This window comes from Nonomuraea sp. 3N208 (genome assembly GCF_052245935.1).
Classification (GTDB): domain Bacteria; phylum Actinomycetota; class Actinomycetes; order Streptosporangiales; family Streptosporangiaceae; genus Nonomuraea.
Map to the genome: position 1 here is coordinate 89,471 of NZ_JBQQBR010000029.1, position 19,378 is coordinate 108,848.

A 19,378-nucleotide genomic window follows, 5' to 3' on the forward strand; every position below is an offset into this window, starting at 1 on the left:
GCGTCGCAGACGCCACCTGCCCGGGGTGGTCGGTCGTCAGAGGGGCGGAGTCACTCACAATCCGCCGCCGCCCTTGCGGCTGCTGGCGTTGAGCACGCCCTGCTGCTCCTTGGCGATGTCGTCTAGCGCATCCTTCGGCGTCTTCGCGCCGTTGAGAGCCGCGTTCACGTTGGTGTTCTCAATGTCGACGAGGCGCGCGTACTCGGGCACGTTCCACATGTCCCGCATCCGCGGAACCGAGTCGGTGTACACCTGGTTGAACGGCTGGGCATTGAGGAACTCGGGCGACTCCAGGGCGTCCGTACGCGATGGCACGCCACCAGCCGCGGCCCACTTCTTCTGGATATCAGCCTGCTCGAACCACTTCATGAAGTTCAGGGCCTCCGCCTGGTTCGCCTTGGGGGAGTAGGCCGACACGTGCATCCCCATGCCGCCGAGAGGCACCAGGTTCGTCTTCTGGCTCGGCAGGGTGGCAAAACCCAGCTTGTCGAGAATCTGCTCCCGCGTGGTGCCGAGCGTCGACTGCTTCGGGTCAAGCAGGCCGCCGCTCGCGGCGATCCAGTTGAACGCGATGCATGCCTTGCCCTGGGCGACCGCCGCGTTCACCTCGTCGATGAACCAGTTGCCGGAGCCCTTGGCGGTCAGCGGCTTCATCTTGTTGACCAGGACGTCCATCGCCTCCTGGCCCGCAGTGTCGTTGAGGACGCCGTCGATCTTGCGCGTCTTGGGGTCCCAGAGGTTGCCGCCGTAGACGCCGTTGACCGTGTTGTAGGTTACGGCCGCGGCGTCGGAGCCGTTGGCCTGGTGGAAAGCCAGCCCGCTGACGCCAGGGTGGTCCGCCTGGCACTTCTCGGCGACTGAGATCATCTGGTCCCAGGTTTGCGGTGGCTTGTCGCCGATCAGGTCCTTGCGGTAGATCATCGTCCAGGTGTCGCCGAGCAGCGGCAGTCCGTACAGGCTGGCGTTTTCGTCGCGCTTCCCGGTCTCCGCCTGGGGGAACTGGCCGTAGGCCGCCAGGAGGTACGGGTTGTAGGCCTTGACGTCGATGTTCTTCTTGACGAAGTCGGTGATGTCGAGGATGTTGCCGTTCGTCACGGCCTCGCCGATGTGTTGCGAGTCCAGGATCGGGATGTCGAAGTCGGTCTTGTGCGCGGCGAACTGGGTGAACATCGCGTCGTGCCAGTTCGCGTTCGGCACGGTCTTGACCTTGATGGTCACGTTCGACCGCTCCTTGGTGTACTCCGCGTTCGCGAAGGCTTCCAGCGCGTGGGCGGGGGGCCAGTCGAACCAGATGAAGCTGAGGGTCAGCGGATCCTTGGTGAGCTCCGGGATGGTCGCCGGTGCCTTGGGGGCGCTGTCGTCCTGGCCGCCGCAAGCCGCCACGGTCGTGGCCACTAACATGGCCGCCGTCGCCAGCTGCACCTTTCGACCGGGAACGGACAATCGTCCTATTCGCTTTGGATACCGCATCTTCTTGCCTGCTTTCTGGGTGGGGACTTCTGGAGCCTTGCTGCGTGCTTCGCCGAGCAGTTGCTGGGTTGTTCAGGCGTGTTGCCGGCTGTCGCAGGGGCTGACCCGCAGACCGGCGTCACGAGTACGCCGCGACGTAATGGGGCTTCAACAGTCGAGAAGTCCTTCGGTCCTGGTGCGGCCCGGTGGCGAACCGAATAGGACGTCGAGCATGCTCATGGGAGCTCCAACTGATCGAAGCGGAGCGATGGCGGGCGGTTCCCCGATGGGTGAAGGATGGCCGGCATCCGTCACCTTTCCTATACGATCCGAGTGGGAGCGTCAACATCCCGCAGTGTTGCGACCGATGTCAACAGGTTCCCGAAGACGCAAGAAAGGACCTCACGTCACGATGGACGACGAAGCGATGATCGCGCGGCGCCGTGGGGCCATGACGGGCGGAATGCCGCCGGGAAGATCTCGCGGCCGGCTTGCCGACGAGGTGTACGACACGCTGCTCGGACAGATGATGTCGCTACGGATCGAGCCTGGCTCCCGCGTCACGATCGACGTCCTGGCGCGAGAGCTGGGGGTCTCACAGACGCCGATTCGAGACGCTCTGAACCGCATGGAGGCCGAGGGCCTGGTCGTGCGTGTGCCCCATGCCGGCTATCGCATTCCCCCCCAAATCACCCGTCACCGATTCGAGGACATGCTTGAGGTCCGCCTGCTCCTCGAGCCGGCAGCGGCGCGCAGATCCGCCGAACGCGCATCCTTGAAGCAGGTGGCCGGTCTGCGACGAATGCTGGAGGAGATGGCGGAGCTGGAGGGGGGCGGCGGGCCCATGGCCTATGGCGCCTTCGGGCTACGCGACGCCGCTTTTCACGATCTCGTCGCCCTGAGCGCGGAGAACCAGGTCATCCGCGAAGCGCTCGCTCGCCTGCACACGCACGTGCACCTGTTCCGGCTTCTCCACGACACCCAGGTCACTCACTTGGCCATGGCCGAGCACGAAGAAGTTCTGGCCGCGATCGCCGCGCGTGACCCCGACGCCGCCGCCTACGCCATGCGTCGGCACATCCTGCTGTCCGGCGAGCGGTTCCGACGATTGTTCGACGAGGCCAAGGGCGCGGACGGAATGGCGGTAGAGGCTTGACGGGCGGGCTGGGCCGAGGAATGCTAACTCAATCCGATCGGATCGGATTGGATCCACCTCACCCGCCCCAGATGCGAGGAGAAGCAGGTGCCCAGAGCGCTGCTCCTGACCGGCGACGCCGCCGAGGAGCTCGACACCATGTATCCCTACTATCGCGTGCAGGAGGGCGGCTGGGACGTTGACGTCTCGTCACGGACGATGCGTGACGTTCAGCTGGTCATCCACGAGTTCGACCCCAACTCCGACGCCTACGTGGAGAAGAACGGCCGAAAGTTGCCGGTCGACGTGCCCTGGGCCGAGGTCGACGTCGAGCGCTATGACGCCCTCATCATCCCTGGGGGACGTGCCCCCGAGTGGATCAGGGTCGACGCCGACGTCAGGCGCATCACCGAGCACTTCTTCGCGCGCAACCTCCCGATCGCGCTGGTGTGCCACGGCGCGCAGGTGCCAGCTGTGTACGGGCTGCTGAAGGGGCGAAAGACGGCGTGCTTCCCCCCCATCACCGGTGACATGGAGAACGCGGGCGCGACGGTCATCGACGCTCCCGACGTCGTGGACGGCAACCTCGTCTCCTGCCGGGGGTGGCCCGACATGCCGCAATTCGGCAGGGCGATGATGGAGGTCTTCTCGAAGTCCATCAACTCCGCATCGGCATGAGCACACCTGGCCTGTCCCGGTGACGGCACTTCGGACCGTCACAGTCGACGGCTCCCCCGTCCACGTCCTGGAGAGCGGCACCGGGCCCGCGGTGCTGTTGCTGCACGGCTCCGGACCCGGTACGACCGGATCCGGAGCCTGGGCAACGACGGCACAGGCGCTGGGCACGTCCTGGCACCTGGTGGCTCCTGACCAGGCGGGGTTCGGCCATACACCGATCCCGGCCGGCTCCAGGGGTGGGCTCCGGCTGTGGACGGAGCAGGCCGCGGGCCTGATGGATGCTCTCGGTGTCGAGCACTACGCCGTGGTGGGCCACTCCATGGGCGGTGCCGTGGCGCTGGCGTTGGCGGCCGCGCGTCCCCAGCAGGTCACCCGTGTCGTGGCGGTCTCGACGATGGGCGCCCCCGCGGCGCCGCTGTCCGCCGAGCTCGACGCGGTCTGGGCCGCCCCCGCCGACCCGCTCGGGGCACGAGACATGTTGAGTCGCCTCGTCCTCGACCAAGCGCTCGTGACCGAGTCGGCCGTCGCTGCCCGTGCAGCCGCGATGCGAGCGGGAGCGGCCGCATTCGCGTCGTTGTTCCCTCCACCTAGGGCACGTTGGGCCGACGACCTCACCCTCTCGGCGCAAACGCTGGCGGGGGTCCGCGCGCCCGTGCTGCTCGTCCACGGCGCCGAGGACCGAGTCACCCCGCTCGGGACGGCAGCCCTGCCCCTGCTCGAACACCTGGCCGATGTCCGTCTGTACGTGCTCGGCCGATGCGGGCACGTGCCGGCGCTCGAACACCCGCACGACTTCAGGCGACTCCTGTCGTGCTTCCTCGGCCGGGAACGAGGTCCCTAATTGCTGCGACAGGTCCGCAGCCCGTGCTCAAGCTACGGACTTCTGATCCGAAAATCGGAGCGTAAGTAGGAAGGCGGCAGCGAACCCCGGCGTGGTTCGGTGCGACAGGGTTTGTGATCAGGTCAGCTGGTCAGGCGATGGGTTCCAAGATGACTCGATAGCCCAGGGCTTCGAGCTGGCGGGCGTGGTTGCGTTTCTTGCGCTCGGGGCCGATGCGGGTGTCGTAGAAGTCGGCGCCGAGGTCGATGAAGCGAGCGTTGGGATCCGACAGTAGGTGCCAGACGATGGCAGGACGGTATTCGCGCGTTCGCCGGGAGCGCGGAGCCTGGCGTGGGCGGAGTTGATGACACCGTTGGTGTCTGAACGGCGGCCGGCCGTACGAGGAGCCTCCGCTGTCGGATCGGCTCACCTACTCGGCCACCGTCAACCGGGAGGATGCGCTGCGCCTGCTCAGCGACGCCGCCCTCACCGTGGTGATCGCCGGGGACGCCGTGCCTTCAGTGCATCTCCAGGCACAGAACGGTTCAGTCGAGGAGATCGCACGGGCGCTTGCCTGCACACGCGGCTGCCGCGTCCTGCTCGGCCCACTGGCCGCCTACGCGCTGGCCGACCCGGCAGCCTATGGTGGGCTGTTCGACGCCGTCCACACGCACACGCTCACCTCGGCCGACATCACCGCGGGGAGCCGTCAGGCAGCCCCGTACGAGCGGTTGACCGTGGACCGCGTCGATTACCGAGACCTGGTCGATCAGTTGTGCTGGACGCCGGTCGCGGAGATCGAGCTGTACCGGGGATGCACCCGGCGCCGGTTCTGCGACTTCTGCAACGAGCCCGTCAAGGCACCGGTGGTGGACTTCCGGCCAATCGAGGACGTCCTGGCCGAGGTGGCCATCCTGCACGCCGCCGGTGTGCGGCACTTCAGGCTCGGGCAACAGACCTGCTTCTTCTCGTACATGAACCGCGATGCTGGAGCCATCGAGAAGCTGCTTGCCACCATCCGGGAGTCCGCGGCCCCCGACCTGGTGACCCTGCATATCGACAACGCCGACCCGCTCGCGGTGGCCTCACCGGCAGGCGCGAAGATCGCCCGCCTGGTCGCCGCGTACTGCACCGAGGGCAACTGCGCGCCGATGGGCATCGAGTCCTTCGACCTGGAGGTCATCAAGCGCAATACCCTCACCTGCACGCCCGACATTCTCGTCCGGGCCGTCGAGCACGTGAACCAGGCGGGCGCCCAAGTCGGCCCCGGCGGACTGAGTATCCTGCTCCCCGGCCTCAACCTGATCTACGGCCTACCCGGCGAGACCCACCGCACCCACTACGAGAACCTCGCCGGGCTGGTGCGCATCCTCGACGCCGGGCTGCTGTGCCACAGGATCAACGTCCGGCAGGCCCGCGCCTACCCAGGCACGCCACTGGCCGCGGTACAGGAGCAGAAGACGCTGCCTTCGTCCGAGCACTTCACGAGCTGGAAGGCGGACATCGATCACATCTTCGACCAGCCGATGAAGCAGCGGGTCTACCCCAAGGGCCGCAAGATTCCCGAGCTGCACTCGTTCTTCGTCACGACCCGGGGGACCTGGCATCGGCGCCTGGGCTCATACCCCATCCAAGTCGTAGAAGCCGGCACCGCCCGCCCCTTGTATGAGGTCGCCGACATGACGGTCACCGCCCACGCGCCCCGCTATATCTATGGAGAACGGGATGACGCTCCAGCAGACGTCTGACCATTCCCACCTACTCCCCTGCCCTTCCCTTTCACACGTCGGGGTGCTGGTGCCCTGGGCCAACGCGGTCGTAGAGACCGAGCTGCCAGAGTGGGGGCGCGGACGTACGGTATGGCACTACGCCCGGCTGGTGCCTGCCCACGGTGGTACGGCGCTGGACGACGATTTCCTGTCCGGGCTGATCGAGGCCGTTCCCGGAGCGCTGCACCAACTCTCCCGGCTCCCGCTGGGACGGGTCTACCTGGCGTGCACGTCGGCGGCCTTCACGCAACTCGACCGCTTCACCGAGGTCGCGACCGGTTCGCCGGTGCGCGTGGTCAGTGCGTTCGAGGCGATCCTGGCACAGCTCCGGTCGCACGGCGCGCGGAAGATTGCCTTGGTGACGCCCTACCCAGACGAGATCACCGAGGTTGAGGTCATCCAGTTCGCCGAGCAAGGCGTCATCGTCACGGGCTCAGCGAGCCTCGGCCAGGCCGATGGGTACGCCGAGGTTACTCTCAACCAACAGGCTGCGCTCGTGGATCAGTTGAGAAAAGAGGCAGTACAGCAAGCGGACACGATCGTACTGTCCTGTACGGGGTGGCCAACCCGGGTTGCGATCAAGATGCTGCGGCGTCGGTTGGGACGGCCCGTGACCTCCTCGAACAAGGCCATCGCCCTGCACGCTCTCCAGGAGCACCCGTGAACGACAGCGACGAGATACCCGAACTCGCCCCACGCCTGTACGACCTGGTCTCGGTCGTCAGCGCGCAGGAGGGGGTGAAGGCAGCGGTCGAGGCCAACCACGACAACAACCAGTGGTGGCCCCTGCACGTGGACGACTGGCGGATACGTATGCTCGTGGCCGGATGGAGCACCCGCGTGTCCTACACCATGGTGGACGTCTACGCCGAGGTGGTGAAGAAGGCCGACGCCTATGGCTGGGACGCGCTCATTAGCTTCCAGGACCCCGAGGTCGTCGAACTCGTCCGCCCGCTCGGACTGGTGGACGCCCGCATCCGCTATCTGCGTTCCTTGGAGACTTTCATCGCCACCTCGCAGGTCCGCGGCCGGCGACCGCTCGCCATGGCGCCCAACGCGTTTATCGAGGCATTCGCCGCCGAGGTGCACGGCGCCTCTTACAAGGTCGCCCAGTGCGCCGCCCTCTACGCCCGCGGCTACCACTGCGGCATCATCCCCGTGGACTCCGGCATGGTCGGCAAGCTCGCTCCGCTGCTCGGCCTGAATGCGGGCAACGGGGCTTTCGCCCACGAGCGGATGCGGCTCGTCCTGGAGGCTTGCGCCGCCGCCGACTGCTCCCGCTACCGGGGCCTCATCACCGCCCGCGGATACCGCGTCACGCTTCCCGACCAGGCACCGCCCACGTGGTGGCTGCATCTGGTCCTGATCTACTTCAAGCGCCTGTTCCTCAACCCTCCGGCGAGCCCCAAATTGTGCGCCAACAGGCCAGCATGCTCAACCGTCCTCGACTGCGACCACTTGCCCCGCCGACCTCGGAGGTAGCCAGTGCCCTGCCTCGGCGTGATCGGCAATATCTCGATCGACACCACCCGATACCCCGACGGCCGCACATCTGTCCTGATCGGTGGGGCCGCGTTATACGTCGCCCTGGCCGCTGCCCGAGCGGGGACGACCGCCCGCCCCGTCGCCGTCATCGGCGGTGACCTCGCCCCATTGCAGGCTCGCCCATGGCTCGCCGAGAGGCTCGACCTGTCGCTTGTGTCCACCGTTGCGGGCGAGTCCCACCCGCCCTACTCACTCCACCAGGGGCGCAACAGCCGATCCCGAATCCGTGGGTCGGCCTACCGCCCTAAGGGCGGACCGAAGGGGGACCGCCAGTTTCGGACGCCTCCCCACCGCCACCCTCCGCGGCACCAGAGCAACGCTCGCCTCCGCCACCGACCGCGCCACCCCCGGCAGCACCGCCGTATAGATATCATCAGATGGAACAGGCGAACAGGCACAAGCCGTGATCTTGTCTGTACCTGCGAACTCAGTCAAACCACAGCTCAGAAGGCCACGACGGTGTTTTGACGCGGTACAGGCCTGCAGCTTCTGGTCCGCCGGACTGGTCCTTCCCGCGATCGCGCTGTTCGCGCACTCGTGAAGATCCAAGTCTCCCGTAAGGGACGGCGGCTACAAGTGCGTCCGTGGCCATCGAGGCCGGAGGGATCCATACGCTCAGCCGTGTTCCGCGGTGACGGTGGCGCCGGGCGGGACGTGTCGGGTGGTGGCGGACCCGTCGGGGAAGCGGGCGGTCCACCGGTACCTCACCCGGTCGGACAGGTTGGTGAGCGTGGTGGCGTGCCCGCCGTCGTGCCGAACCGTGACGCTGCCCCGCCCGATCGGGATGCCGGAGACGGCGGCCCAGCCGATCTCGGCGGGCAGCCGCGAGAGGGTGGTCAACGCGTTGCCCGGCGCGTCCGGCCGGACACCGAGCAGCCCCTCCACCACCTGGCTGACCAGGGTGAAGGAGACCTCCGGGTAGTCGCCGTTGAGCCCGCCCGCGACGTGCGGGGCGGTGCGGGCGTGGAAGATCTCCCGCATCCACCGCCAGGCGGTCTCCTGCCTGCCGTGCCGGAAGAAGACGTCGGGCAGGTACGTCCACGCCTCGACGTTCTCCGGCCGCCCGGGACCACTCGCCTGCGCGTCGATGTAGTCGAGGTAGGCAGGGTCTTCGCGCAGACCCTTCAACGGCATGAACCAACTGTTCTCCGCACCCCACCCGGTGACCGACCGGCCATCGAAGGTGAAGCCGCGAGCGCCGTTCCACTCCTGCTCGTAATGGCGGCGCAGCCGTGCGGCCAGTGCCTCGAACCGCCCGCCGTCCTCTCCGCGCGCCCTGGTCAGCTCGGCCATCGCCAGGTGGGCGGCGTACTGCGCGGCGATGCCGTCACCGGCCACCGCCAGCGGCTCGCCGCTCAGTTCGTTGTAGCTGGCGATGCCCTGGAAGATGCCCGCGCCCCGACCGGTCGCGGGAAGCGCGATCGCGTTCGAGCAGTAGTCACGCAGCACGGAGTCATGGACGTAGGCGCGCTCGCCGGTCCAGCGGTAGAGCGCCGCCACGCATTCCACCAGCTCGAAGACCGCGGGCACCTCCCTCACGAACTCGTCGGGACCGCGGTAGTCGATCGACAGGTAGGAGCCGTCGAAATTGAACGCCCACACCGGACGGTGGCCGTGCTCTTCGGTCGCCGAGGCGGCGAAGCAGCGAATCATCGCCAGGTTGGCCTCGGCCAGGCCGAGCAGGTGGGCGCCCGCCGCCTGGTGGACGAAGTCACGGGCGTAGAACCCACTGCGGTGCGCGTACCCGGCCCAGTAGGAGGGCAGGTAGACGCCCTCGCCGGTGCCGTGCGGGCGCCGCTCGTCAACATTCACCGGGCCGCGCGTCCCGCCGGGATGCGCCCAGCGCAGCGCGCGGTCGCGCGCCCACGCGAACATCGCCACGAGCTCGTCGTGGCCGGAGTCCAACTGCATTCATGGTCCTAGGCTCGGGCGGATCACCAGCTCGCCGGGGAGCAAGAGCCCCGCCTGCGGGGTGACGCCGTCTTCGATGATCTGGAGGAGGCGGCTGATCAGGGCCTCGGCGATGCGGCGCAGCGGCAGCCGCACCGTCGTCAGCGCGGGCTGGAGGAACCCGGTGATCGGCAGGTCATCGAAGGCGGCTACGGCCAGGTCCTTACCGATCTCCAGCCCTTCGGCGCGAGCCGCCGTGTAGAGGCCGAGCGCGAGCCAGTCGCCGCCGGCCACGATCGCGGTGGGCCGGTTGCGCCCGGCCAGCAACTCGCGGGTGGCCGCGACGATCTCGTCTGGATCGTCGCCCGGCGAGTACACCTGCCCGGCCAAGCCATGGCGGCGCACGCCGGCCAGGAACCCGTCACGCCGGTCATCCATCCACGGTTGCCCGGAGGAGGAGGCCAGGAAGGCCACCCGCCGGTGCCCTCCGGCCGCCACCATGCCGACCAACTCGATCACCGCCTGCACGCTGTCGACGTCCACCCAGGACTGCGGCTGCTCGGGCGCGGTCCTGCCGAAGGCGGCGAACGGGAAGCCCGCGCCGGTCAGGTGGGCCACACGGGGGTCATCGCGCAGTATGTCCGACAGCAGGAAGCCGTCCACGGTCCGCGCGGCGATCAGTTCGTCGAGCGCCTGCTCCTGGCTCTGGCCCGGCTGCGGGCGCACCAGCAAGATGCGGTAGCCCACCTCGCCCGACGCCGCCACGACCGCTTCGAGAAAGCCGCCCATCAGCGGGTTGGGATTGGCCGGATCATCCACCGGAGTCGGGTAGCCGATGATCCGCCTGGTGCCCGACTTCAGGCTGCGTGCCGATTGGTCGGGCCGGTAGCCGAGCTCCTCGATGACCGCCGAGACCCGCTCCAGTGTTTCCGCCTTCAGCCGGTACGGGGCGTTGAGCGCGTTGGAGATCGTCTGGCGGGATACGCCGGCCGCCCGCGCGACATCCTCGATGGTGACCCCGCGTGTGCGTGGCCGGCGTGTCGTCACTCAATCTCTCCTCAGCGTGAGCAGGCCACCCATGGGCACCTCGACGACGCAGGCCCCGGACTCCAGCGCGAGCGTGGCCGCGCGGACCGGGGCGCCGCCGCAGTCGTGCACCTCGACGTGCGCCGAGCCGGTGCCGTAGAGGACGACGCGCGGATCGGAGTCGGCGTTGGCGACGAGCAGCTCCCCGGACTCCGGCACGTCCACGGGCAGCGCCGCGTACCGAGCGACGATCGTGGTGTGACCATCGTAGGCCCGCACGAGCGGGTAGCCGTGCTCGGGCTGCTCGGGCCGCAGCGTCCCCAGCTGGAGCGTGCCCAGGTAGCGGTGGAAGATCCCCAGCCAGAACCGGATCGCGGCGAGTTGGTCCCGCCGCTGTACCGCCAGGTCCACAGAGATCTGCGGCACCGAGAACAGCGCGTTGATCAGGTGCACGGCCACCTGCTCGGCGGGCTCGTCGGGATGCCAGAGGATCATATCGGAGTGCACGGCCACAGGACCGGCGGCGAGCCGCAGGTCCACGGTCCGCTGCCGGTTCTCCTGAGAGCTGAGCGGGCAGTCCACCGCTCGGATCATGTTCGCGTACGGCCACAGCCCGGGGCTGGTGTACGGCTGGCGATGCTCGATCAGCACGTCCGGCCTGGTACGGCGGAGCCGCGCGTCCAGATCGTGGAGCAGTCGCCTGACCCCTTCGTCCACATCCGTGCAGTCGGTCCCTTCGCCGGGCGCCGGGTCACCGCCCGGGGTCGCGAAACGGTCCACGAAGTCGATCTTCAGGCCGTCCATGCCCCACGTCTCGACCGCTTGGACGAGCCGGTCGATGAGGAACTCGCGTACCTCCGGGTGGCGCGGATCGAGCACGGCGGCGTCCATATGGTCGAGGTAACGCAGGAACTTGCCCTCGAAGCGCTCGAAGGCGGCGTTGTGCTTGCCCACGAACGGCAGCGCGTACCAGAGCATGTAGGACATGCCGAGCTCGCGCACCCGAGCCACATGTGTCGGAATATCGGGGAATGCGGCCGGGTTCGGCTCCCAGTCACCGCAGAACGCGTAGCCGCGCGTCCGGTCGGCGGTCTGCCAGCCGTCGTCCACGATGATCGTCTCACAGCCCAACTCCTTGGCCAGCCGCGCCTGGAGTTCCACGGACTCGGCGGTGACCTCCTGGTGCATGCTGTACCAGGTCGAGTAGACCGGCAGCCGGGCACGATCCGGCGCAGGCGGCAGGTCGCTCGCGTCGTCCTTCCACCAGGCCGCCACGTCGGCCACCGCCGCCGAGAACGGCCGCTCCGACAGGTCCAGCCGGATCCGCAGCCCGTCGCCGTGCAGGGTGAAGACGAACTCGCCGGTCTCCTCCATCACCCCGCCGGTGAAGCTCACCTGGGCCACCGGTTCGGCCAGGCCAACCGTACAGACGTTGGCGCCGGCCGTACCGATGAGGGAGACCACCGGCGCGCCCGCTGTCAGCCTCGACACCAGCGGCGCGCTCCAGATCGGCGGCACCCAGCGGGTCCCGCCCAAGGGCGTCCAGAACGCGCTGACGCGCACGCACGGCACTCGCCACTGCGCGGCCGTGGCCTCTGGCGCGTCGATCAGCCAGGTGCGGTCGGCGACTTGCGTCACCTTCGCATCGGCCGCTCCGGCCAGTACCAGCTCGACCGCGCCGGCCCGTACCGCGGTCGTCTCGCCGAGCGCGTAGGGCTCCCAGACCTGCATGCTTATCCCTTCGTGGCACCGGCCAGCAGGCCGGAGATGAACTGTTTCTGGAGGATGAGGAAGAGGACCATCATGGGAAGCGAGGAGATCGCGGTGCCCACCATGACCTGGCCGAAGTCGGTCCTGGCCAGCCCCTGCAGGGTGGCCAGCGCGACGGGCAGGGTGTACATCTCCGGCGTGCGCAGCGCGATCAGCGGCCACAGGAAGTCGTTCCACGCGCCGAGGAAGAGGAAGACCGCCAGCGCCGCGAGTACCGGGCGCATGACGGGGATCACCACCCGCCACAGCACCCGCAGCTCGCCCGCGCCGTCCACCCTGGCCGCGTCGAGCAGCTCGTCGGGGATGGCCAGCAGCGACTGGCGCATCAGGAAGATGCCGAACGGGACGGACAGGCTTGGCAGGATCAGCGCGGGGAAGCTGTCGATCAGCCCGATGTCGTTCATCATCTCGAAGATCGGGATGATGGTCACGCCGCCGGGGATGACCAGCGTCGACAGCAGCAGCACGAAGAAGGCGTTGCGCCCGACGAACTGGAACTTGGCGAAGGCGTAACCGGCCAGCAGCGAGACCACGATCGCCCCCGCGGTCTGCACGACCGCGACGAAGAGCGTGTTGCCCAGCACGTTGACCAGACCGATCGACTCCTCCAGTTTCGCCGTGTTGGCCACCAACTGGTCGCCGGGGTAGAACCTCGGCGGCCAGGAGAAGATGTCGGAGTTGGCGTGCGTGGCCGCCATGGCCAGCCAGTAGAACGGGCCGACGCACAGGCCGAACACCGCGGCGAGCACGAAGGTGAGCGTCCAGCCCTTCATCGTTTCTGCATCCTCATCTGTGCGATCCCGAATCCGGCCACGATCAGCGTGAGCGCGTAGGCAATCGCCGCGGCGTAACCGAAGTCGAAGTAGCGGAAGCCGTTCTGGTACAAGTACAGCGAGATCGTCAGGGTCGAGTTGTCCGGCCCGCCGCCGGTCAGCACGAACGGCTCGTCGAACAGCTGCAGGGTGCCGATCGTGGACAGGACCACGGTCAGCAGCAGAATCGGCCGCAGCTGGGGCACTGTGATCGACCAGAACCTGCGAGCCGAGCCGGCGCCGTCCACCATCGCCGCCTCGTAGAGGTCCTTCGGGATGCTCTGCAGGCCGGCCAGGTAGATCACCGCGTTGTAGCCGGTGTAGTGCCAGGTGAGGGCGATGACGATGGCGATGCGGGCCCAGAACGGGCTGCCCAGCCAGTCGATCGCCTCGACGCCGAAGAGGCTGAGCAGCCAGTTGAGCAGTCCCGCGTCCTTGCGCAGGATCACCGAGAACATCACGCCGTAGGCGACCAGACCGGTCAGCGACGGCATGAAGACGCCCAGCCGCCACAGGCCGCGCAGCCGTACCAGGGAGGAGTTGAGCGCGAGCGCCAGCAGCAGCGCGAGCAGCAGCATGATCGGGACCTGGACGACCAGGATCAGCCCGGTGTTCCACAGCGACGTCCAGAACAGCGGGTCGTTCACCAGCCGCACGTAGTTGTCCAGCCCGACGAAGCTGCGTGCCGCGCCCGCGCCGGTGGTCAGGCTGATGTACATGGCGGCCACGATCGGATAGGCCTTGAACCCCACGAAGCCCAGCAGCGCGGGCAGGACCAGCAGGTACGGGATGTTCCGCTTGGTGACGAGGGAGCGCCTGCCCACCGCCACCCGCCCGGGGCGCGACAGTGTGAGTGTCATCCCGCGAGCTTCCTGTTCGTCTGCTGGGACAGCAGCGTGGCGGCCTCGGTCAGCGCCGCGGCCGGGTCGGCACCCTTGAGCAGGACCTTCGTCTGAGCGTCACTGGCGATCTTCAGCGCCCTGGCGTAGTCACCCGAGTAGTAGGTTGCGTCCGCGCCCTCGGTGAGCGCGTCCACGAAGGTCTTGAGCGCGGGCTGATCACCGAAGTAGGGCTGGGGCGCGGTGAACGCCGGGTCGGAATAGGCCGCGGTCAGCGCGGGGAAGACGCCGCCCTCCTTGAAGACCTTGTTGATGACCTCGGGCTTGGTCAGCGCGTACTCCACGAACTTGAACGCCTCCGCCTGGTGCGGGCTGCTCCCCGAGACCGACAGATGGGTGGAGTTGACGATCGCGGCGCGCTTGCCGCCTGGCGTCACCGCGGGCGGCTGCATGACGCGCCACAGGCCCTTCTGCTCGGGACGCATCTCGGGGATGTAGCTGACCGCCCAGGCCGCCCACGGCAGCACGGCCAGCTTGCCGCCGCTGATGAGCTGCTTGGCCGTGTTCTCGCCGGAGGTGTCGGCGACGATGCCCGCGTCGTTCATCTTCTTGATGAGGGTCATCGCCTGTACGGCCGGCGCCGAGGCGAGCGTGACCTCGCCCTGCTGGTTGAAGTAGAAGGCGCCCTGCTGCTGCAGCAGCGCCTGGTAGAAGTCCATGTCCACGCCGCCGGCCGCGGGCTTGTTCAGGCCGATCAGGAAGGCGCCCGTCTTCTCCTTGAGCGTCTTGCCGGCCTCGATGGCGTCGTCCCAGGTCTGGATCTTCTCCGGGTCGATGCCTGCCTTCTTGAACAGGTCCGCGCGGTAGAAGAAGCCGACCGGGTTGACCTCCCAGGGCATCGCGTAGACGCCGCCGTCCTTGCCGGTCACCGTGGGCCACAGCCCCTTGGCGAAGGCGTCCTTGTACGTGTCGGCGCCCAGCTTGCGCAGGTCGGCCAGGCCGCCGGGGAACTTGTCCATGTACCCGGGCAGGTAGTCAATGCCGATGTGCAGCACGTCGGCCAGGCCCTTGCCGCCCGCGGCCATGCCAATGGTGATCTTGTCCCAGATAGCCGGATTGCCGACGGCCTGAACGTCGATCTTGATGCCGGGGTGGGTCTGCTCGAAGTCCTTGGCGACGGCGGCCAGGCCGTCGGAGGCGGGCTTCCAGCTCCAGACGGTGATCTTGACGGGCCCGCCGCCCTTCTCCGGGGTCTTGCCGCCGCCGCAGGCGGCCAGGGCGAGCGTGCCGGTGAGTGCGAGCGCGAGGGCTCCACGACGGTTGATCATTTGTGTGTTTCCTTTCGGGGGGTGAGTGTTGCGCGGAGCCGGTCGGCAGTGTCGCCGGGGGTGGTGGCGTGCGGGGAGAGCCGGATCCAGCCGCCGCGCAGCGTGGTGGTGAGTCCGGCGGCGCCGAGTGCCGCGTGCGTGTTGGCGGGGTCGTGGCCGGGCAGTCGCACGCGGGCGATCCCGGCCGGCTCGGCGGGGACCAGGACCTCGGCGCCCGCGGTCCTGGCGGCATCCAGCAGGCTCGCCAGGGTGTGGGCGATCTGCCGGGCGATGTTCATTTCTCCGGCGGAGAGCACCAGGTCGATGGCGGCTCCCAGTGCGGCGACGGCGGAGAGGTCGGGATTGGTGGGCGTGTGCGCGACAGCTCCGGGCAGCGGCGGCATGGGGTGCCGGGCTCCGAAGGGAGCGTGCACGCCCGACCAGCCGCCGAGACCGGGGGCGAGGCGGTCGGCCACCCGGTCGCGGACGAGCAACAGCGCCGCTCCCCAGCCCGCCCGCAGCCACTTCTGCCCGCCGCAGGCGAGCACGTCCGCCGCCGCCACGTCCAGCGGCACCGCGCCGAGGCCCTGGATAGCGTCCACCACCAGCAGCCGGTTCTCGCCCAGCACCTCCTTCAGCGCGCCCAGCGGGGCGCGGTGGCCGGTCGTGGCGTCCACCGCGCTGACCGCCAGCGCCCTGACGTCGTCGTCGAGGTGCTCGAGCAGGACGTCAGCGGTGATCGCGGCCGAGTCGATCCAGCGTGGCCGCAGCCCGCCGCGTTCCTGGAACCGCAGCCACGGATAGACGTTGGCGGGGAACTCTCCGCGCGGGACGAGCACCACGCCGCCGCCCAGGCCCGCCGCGGCGGCGAACAGCGCGTGGCTGGTGGAGGAGACGAAGGCCACCTCATGCGGGGCGCAGCTCAGCAGGCGGGCCGCGGCGGCGCGTGCACTGCTCGCCTCAAGTTCCAGTCTGGTGAGCGCTGCGGACGGATCGTGGGCCAGCGACTCCGCAGCCTGCGCGACGGTCCGTGCTACGGCCAGCGAGGGCGGCCCGATCCTGGCGAAGTCAACATATCCGGCCGGTTCCCGGAACTGGCTCAGATATGCAGGTGGAACGTTCAAACCAGCTCCAGACCAGTTAGGGGGCATAAAGACAGCAGATAGCAGGAGGCAGTGCGCCAAAACGCTAGGCAGACGATATTTGAACGTTCATATCGTATGCAAGAGGCAGTTTGCCGCGATGTGGCAGAACAGGAGCAGGGGCACGACGCACGTCTGGACCACGGCCTGCGGCCAGACGGTCTCGATGGCCTGCGGCATGCCGCAGGCCGATCCGATGTGCCGCCGGACGGAACACGAGATGGCCTCATGAGGCGAACCCCATCCCGAGGCGGTCGAGCAGGCGCAGCCACAGGGTGCGCCTGCCCGTCTCATCCTCCCCGGCCATTGCCCGGCGGGTGAGCTGGATGCCCGCCCAGGCGAGCGGTTCCGGCGGGAAGGGCACCGGCTGCTGCCGCACCATGCGCAGGCGGGTGCGCTCGGTGTCGGCTCCGGACAGCAGGTCGAGCATGACGTCGGCGGCGAACCTCGACGCTCCCACGCCCAGGCCGGTGTACCCGGCGGCGTGGGCGACGCGGTCGCCGTGAGTGAGGCCGTAGAAGGCGCAGAAGCGCGAGCAGGTGTCGATGACCCCGGCCCAGCGATGGGTGAAGGAGACATAGCTGAGCTGCGGGAAGGTCTCGAAGAAGTGCCGGGCCAGGAGCCGGTGCGTCTGAGGGCGATGCTCGTGCTCGGCCCGGATGGACCGGCCGTAGTGGTAGATCGCGTCGTAGCCGCCCCAGAGGATGCGGTTGTCCGCGGTACGGCGGTAGTAGTGGAACTGGTGGCCGATGTCGCTGATGCCGTAGGGCTCCTGCCAGCCGATGGATTCCCATTGTTCGGGGGTAAGGGGTTCCGTGGCGAGCACGTAGTCGTAGACGGGGACGACGGCGAGCGAGCGCAGGCCGAGCAGTGACGTGAACGCGTTCGTGGCCAGAACGGCCTGGCCGGCGTGGATCCGTGTCGCGCCGCTGTGGACCGTCAGCCCGTCGCGATGCTTCCGCAGCCGGGTGACGGGGGTGTGCTCGACGATACGCACCCCGAGGGCTTCGGCGACCCGGGCCAGCTCCCAGGCCATGCGTGCCGGGTCCACGGTCGCGTCTTCCCCTGTTTCGAGACGTCCGGCGAGATAGGTGGGCGATCGCACGAGGCGGCGGACGTCGTCGCGGTCGAGGAACCCGGCGACGTCGGGCTCCAAGGAAGCGATCGCATGCGGGCGGGTGGCCACCGAGAGCGCGCCGCCCGGCGTGAAGCCGCAGCTCATCTCGTACCTGTCCACGGTCGCGGCGATGCCGGCGAAGTTCTCCGCGCCGAGCCGCTCCAGGAGGTCGTACTCGTCGGGCCAGCGCCTGAGCCCGTTGGCACGGCCGTGGGTGAGGCTCGCGTCGCAGAAGCCGCCGTTGCGGCCGCTCGCGTGCTCGGCGATGCGATCGCCCTCCACGAGGAGGACGTCGCGCCCGGGATCTCGTTCCTTGGCCCGGACAGCGGCCCACAGGCCCGTGAACCCGCCGCCGACGACGACCAGGTCCGCCGTGGTCTCACCGTCCAGCGGTCGCCTGGGAGCCGGACGGTCGGGGGTGTCGAGCCAGAGGGGCGTCGATATGGCTTTGCTCAGAGCGCGGTCGATGAGGGATTCGGCATGCATGGTGCGTTTCCTTCAGGCGTCGGGTGCGGTGTGGACGCGCTCGCCGCTGACGTAGGTGAGGGCGACACGGGTGTCGGCGATCGCCGCGGCGGGGCCGTCGAAGGGGTTGCGGTCCAGGACGACGAGGTCGCCGCGGTTGCCGGGGCGCAGGCTGCCGGCGTCGTCGAGGTGGTTCACGTACGCGCTGCCCGTGGTGGTCGCGGTTGGTGAGGTAGACCGGCCGGTCGGGGATGATGGTGTCCAGCAGGTCACGGGTGGGCGTGCCGCCGTCGAAGCTCTCCATGGACCAGTCGCTGCCGGTGATCCACTCCTTGCCGGGGTTCGCGTCGGCGTAGGCGCGGATCCGGCGGGCGTACTCCTGCGGGTCGGTGGTGCCCGTCAGGTCGCACTGCCCCAGCTCCTCTCCGCCCATGACGGCATGGACGTGGGCGTCCTGGAAACCGGGGAGCAACAGCCGTCCCCACAGGTCGACGACCTCGGTGCTGGGCCCGGCCAGCTCCTTCACCTCGTCATGCCCGATCGCGACGACCCGGCCGTCGCGGACGGCGAGACTGCTCGCCCAGGTGCGGGCTCCGTCCATGGTCAGGATGGGGCCGCCAGAGAACAGCAGGTCAGCATGGGGATGCGCCATGGAGGACAGGTCCAATCGGGAAAGGCTGCATGCGGCGAGCGACACGGCTCGAACCTCGGCGTGGGGGCTGTCATCGCCGCCTGGCCCCATGGAACTAGCGGGCCGCTTGGCCCGTCAACGGTGTTGTCGTAATCTGGAAGGCGTGAATGATCGCGTCATCGGCGCACCACGCAGGCGGCGGCCCGCCAAGTCAGGCGTGGTGCTCTCCCGCGAGCTGATCGTGGAGACCGCCATCCGGCTGCTGAGCCACCACGGCGCGGACGCGCTGTCGGTGCGCCGGTTGGGCGCCGCCCTGGGAGCCGATCCCTCGTCGCTCTACCGCTATTTCCGCAACACCGACGAGCTCGTCCTGGCGATCGCGGACGAGCTCATCCGCCACGCGATGGAGGGATTTCGCCCGAGCGGGGACTGGCGGGAGAGCCTACGCGAGCTCGGCCGCCGCCTGTATGTCACCTACCAGCGGCATCCCGAGGCCGCGCGCCTGTCGGCGGCCCGGGTCACCCGCCGCCCGAGCGAGATCAGGGCCGTGGAAGTGGGGCTGGGCATCCTGCGCGCGGCGGGCTTCGGTCCCGAGCAGGCCGCACGGCACTACCACAGCTTCATCGACATGAGTTTGGGATTCGCCGCGCTGGAAGCCGCCGCCAGGACGCTGCCGGAGCCCGCCGCCACCGCGGACGAGGACGCGTGGCGCTCGACGTACGCGAAACTGCCGGCCGAGGAGTACCCGAACATCGCCGCGTGCGCCGAGGCCCTGGCCGCGACGATGATCGGCAGCGCCTACGCGGGGGCGCTGGAACTCCTGCTCGACGGGATGGCGGCGCAGCTTCCGCGGCCTGTCAGGTGACGGGCGTCAACCGGGCGTGCGGTCCTCGACGGCCTGGCGGCATCGAGGAGGAGGGCCTCGGCGAAGCGCGCGCCGATGAGCTGCATGCCCGTCGGCAGCCCGTCGGCCACGCCGGTCG

The 19,378-nt window shown here is 68.8% G+C and carries 18 protein-coding genes and 1 pseudogene; 7 read left to right on the forward strand and 12 right to left on the reverse strand.

Translation table 11 applies throughout. The features are described from left to right. Positions 1-54: 54 nt before the first annotated feature. Complete coding sequence (locus tag ACTWPT_RS37570; protein ID WP_443182271.1) at positions 55-1,422, reverse strand: extracellular solute-binding protein; 1,368 nt, start codon at positions 1,420-1,422, stop codon at positions 55-57. Positions 1,423-1,861: 439 nt separating this feature from the next. Between ACTWPT_RS37570 and ACTWPT_RS37575 the strand changes: the two genes are divergently transcribed. From ACTWPT_RS37575 to ACTWPT_RS37585, 3 genes are all read left to right on the forward strand, one after another. Further along, positions 1,862-2,605 (forward strand): GntR family transcriptional regulator, encoded by a 744-nt coding sequence (locus tag ACTWPT_RS37575; RefSeq protein ID WP_443182272.1) that lies wholly within the window; start codon positions 1,862-1,864, stop codon positions 2,603-2,605. Positions 2,606-2,692: 87 nt separating this feature from the next. Beyond that, on the forward strand, positions 2,693-3,262 hold the full coding sequence (locus tag ACTWPT_RS37580) for a DJ-1/PfpI family protein (protein ID WP_138666282.1): 570 nt from the start codon (positions 2,693-2,695) through the stop codon (positions 3,260-3,262). A 19-nt stretch (positions 3,263-3,281) separates the two neighbouring features. Then, a complete protein-coding gene (locus tag ACTWPT_RS37585) occupies positions 3,282-4,103 on the forward strand; it encodes an alpha/beta fold hydrolase (protein WP_443182273.1) in 822 nt (273 codons plus the stop codon). Between the two features lie 130 nt (positions 4,104-4,233). Here the strand turns inward: ACTWPT_RS37585 and ACTWPT_RS37590 are convergent, their stop codons facing one another. Further along, positions 4,234-4,512 carry a hypothetical protein gene (locus ACTWPT_RS37590; protein WP_443182274.1) on the reverse strand — a complete coding sequence of 93 codons (279 nt, stop codon included), beginning with the start codon at positions 4,510-4,512 and terminating at the stop codon, positions 4,234-4,236. 91 nt (positions 4,513-4,603) lie between these two features. Here ACTWPT_RS37590 and ACTWPT_RS37595 point away from each other — a divergent pair, with 91 nt between their 5' ends. From ACTWPT_RS37595 to ACTWPT_RS37605, 3 genes are read left to right on the forward strand one after another with little or no spacing between them, the layout of a single operon-like run. Continuing rightward, a complete protein-coding gene (locus ACTWPT_RS37595; protein WP_443182275.1) occupies positions 4,604-5,830 on the forward strand; it encodes a radical SAM protein in 1,227 nt (408 codons plus the stop codon). Further along, positions 5,808-6,515, forward strand: a complete 708-nt coding sequence (locus ACTWPT_RS37600) for an aspartate racemase/maleate isomerase family protein (RefSeq protein WP_443182276.1) — start codon at positions 5,808-5,810, stop codon at positions 6,513-6,515. The genes ACTWPT_RS37595 and ACTWPT_RS37600 overlap by 23 nt, the downstream gene beginning before the upstream one ends. Further along, positions 6,512-7,333: a hypothetical protein gene (locus tag ACTWPT_RS37605; RefSeq protein ID WP_443182277.1), complete on the forward strand. Its 822-nt coding sequence runs from the start codon at positions 6,512-6,514 to the stop codon at positions 7,331-7,333. Before ACTWPT_RS37600 ends, ACTWPT_RS37605 begins: the two co-directional genes overlap by 4 nt. Positions 7,334-8,011: 678 nt before the next feature. Here the strand turns inward: ACTWPT_RS37605 and ACTWPT_RS37610 are convergent. The 10 genes and pseudogenes from ACTWPT_RS37610 to ACTWPT_RS37655 form a co-directional block, all read right to left on the reverse strand. Then, positions 8,012-9,307 (reverse strand): hypothetical protein, encoded by a 1,296-nt coding sequence (locus ACTWPT_RS37610; protein WP_443182278.1) that lies wholly within the window; start codon positions 9,305-9,307, stop codon positions 8,012-8,014. Further along, positions 9,308-10,333: a LacI family DNA-binding transcriptional regulator gene (locus ACTWPT_RS37615; protein WP_443182279.1), complete on the reverse strand. Its 1,026-nt coding sequence runs from the start codon at positions 10,331-10,333 to the stop codon at positions 9,308-9,310. Next, positions 10,334-12,043, reverse strand: a complete 1,710-nt coding sequence (locus ACTWPT_RS37620) for a glycoside hydrolase family 36 protein (protein WP_443182280.1) — start codon at positions 12,041-12,043, stop codon at positions 10,334-10,336. It abuts the gene before it with no gap. A gap of 2 nt (positions 12,044-12,045) precedes the next feature. Beyond that, positions 12,046-12,855, reverse strand: coding sequence for a carbohydrate ABC transporter permease (locus ACTWPT_RS37625; protein ID WP_443182281.1), 810 nt, complete (start codon positions 12,853-12,855; stop codon positions 12,046-12,048). Beyond that, positions 12,852-13,754 carry a carbohydrate ABC transporter permease gene (locus ACTWPT_RS37630; RefSeq protein ID WP_443182282.1) on the reverse strand — a complete coding sequence of 301 codons (903 nt, stop codon included), beginning with the start codon at positions 13,752-13,754 and terminating at the stop codon, positions 12,852-12,854. The genes ACTWPT_RS37625 and ACTWPT_RS37630 overlap by 4 nt, the downstream gene beginning before the upstream one ends. Continuing rightward, on the reverse strand, positions 13,751-15,061 hold the full coding sequence (locus tag ACTWPT_RS37635) for an ABC transporter substrate-binding protein (RefSeq protein WP_443182283.1): 1,311 nt from the start codon (positions 15,059-15,061) through the stop codon (positions 13,751-13,753). The genes ACTWPT_RS37630 and ACTWPT_RS37635 overlap by 4 nt, the downstream gene beginning before the upstream one ends. Next, entirely contained in the window at positions 15,058-16,164 is a 1,107-nt protein-coding gene (locus tag ACTWPT_RS37640; RefSeq protein WP_443182284.1) for an aminotransferase class V-fold PLP-dependent enzyme, read from the reverse strand. Before ACTWPT_RS37640 ends, ACTWPT_RS37635 begins: the two co-directional genes overlap by 4 nt. A 244-nt stretch (positions 16,165-16,408) precedes the next feature. Further along, a complete protein-coding gene (locus tag ACTWPT_RS37645; RefSeq protein WP_443182285.1) occupies positions 16,409-17,785 on the reverse strand; it encodes an NAD(P)/FAD-dependent oxidoreductase in 1,377 nt (458 codons plus the stop codon). A gap of 12 nt (positions 17,786-17,797) precedes the next feature. Further along, positions 17,798-17,962 (reverse strand): amidohydrolase family protein, encoded by a 165-nt coding sequence (locus tag ACTWPT_RS37650; protein ID WP_443182286.1) that lies wholly within the window; start codon positions 17,960-17,962, stop codon positions 17,798-17,800. A 25-nt stretch (positions 17,963-17,987) separates the two neighbouring features. Next, positions 17,988-18,506: pseudogene (locus ACTWPT_RS37655) on the reverse strand (amidohydrolase family protein); the annotation flags it as partial. Between the two features lie 52 nt (positions 18,507-18,558). Between ACTWPT_RS37655 and ACTWPT_RS37660 the strand changes: the two are divergent. Continuing rightward, the gene (locus ACTWPT_RS37660) at positions 18,559-19,260 is read left to right on the forward strand and encodes a TetR/AcrR family transcriptional regulator (RefSeq protein WP_443182287.1); all 702 of its coding nucleotides are present in this window, start codon (positions 18,559-18,561) and stop codon (positions 19,258-19,260) included. Positions 19,261-19,378 lie beyond the last annotated feature (118 nt).

Excerpts from the sequence above, each read along its gene's own strand:
- ACTWPT_RS37645 (WP_443182285.1), bottom strand. The coding sequence starts at position 17,785 with ATGCATGCCGAATCCCTCATCGACCGCGCTCTGAGCAAAGCCATATCG.
- ACTWPT_RS37620 (WP_443182280.1), bottom strand. The coding sequence starts at position 12,043 with ATGCAGGTCTGGGAGCCCTACGCGCTCGGCGAGACGACCGCGGTACGG.
- ACTWPT_RS37600 (WP_443182276.1), top strand. The coding sequence starts at position 5,808 with ATGACGCTCCAGCAGACGTCTGACCATTCCCACCTACTCCCCTGCCCT.
- ACTWPT_RS37625 (WP_443182281.1), bottom strand. The coding sequence starts at position 12,855 with ATGAAGGGCTGGACGCTCACCTTCGTGCTCGCCGCGGTGTTCGGCCTG.
- ACTWPT_RS37635 (WP_443182283.1), bottom strand. The coding sequence starts at position 15,061 with ATGATCAACCGTCGTGGAGCCCTCGCGCTCGCACTCACCGGCACGCTC.
- ACTWPT_RS37610 (WP_443182278.1), bottom strand. The coding sequence starts at position 9,307 with ATGCAGTTGGACTCCGGCCACGACGAGCTCGTGGCGATGTTCGCGTGG.
- ACTWPT_RS37575 (WP_443182272.1), top strand. The coding sequence starts at position 1,862 with ATGGACGACGAAGCGATGATCGCGCGGCGCCGTGGGGCCATGACGGGC.
- ACTWPT_RS37630 (WP_443182282.1), bottom strand. The coding sequence starts at position 13,754 with ATGACACTCACACTGTCGCGCCCCGGGCGGGTGGCGGTGGGCAGGCGC.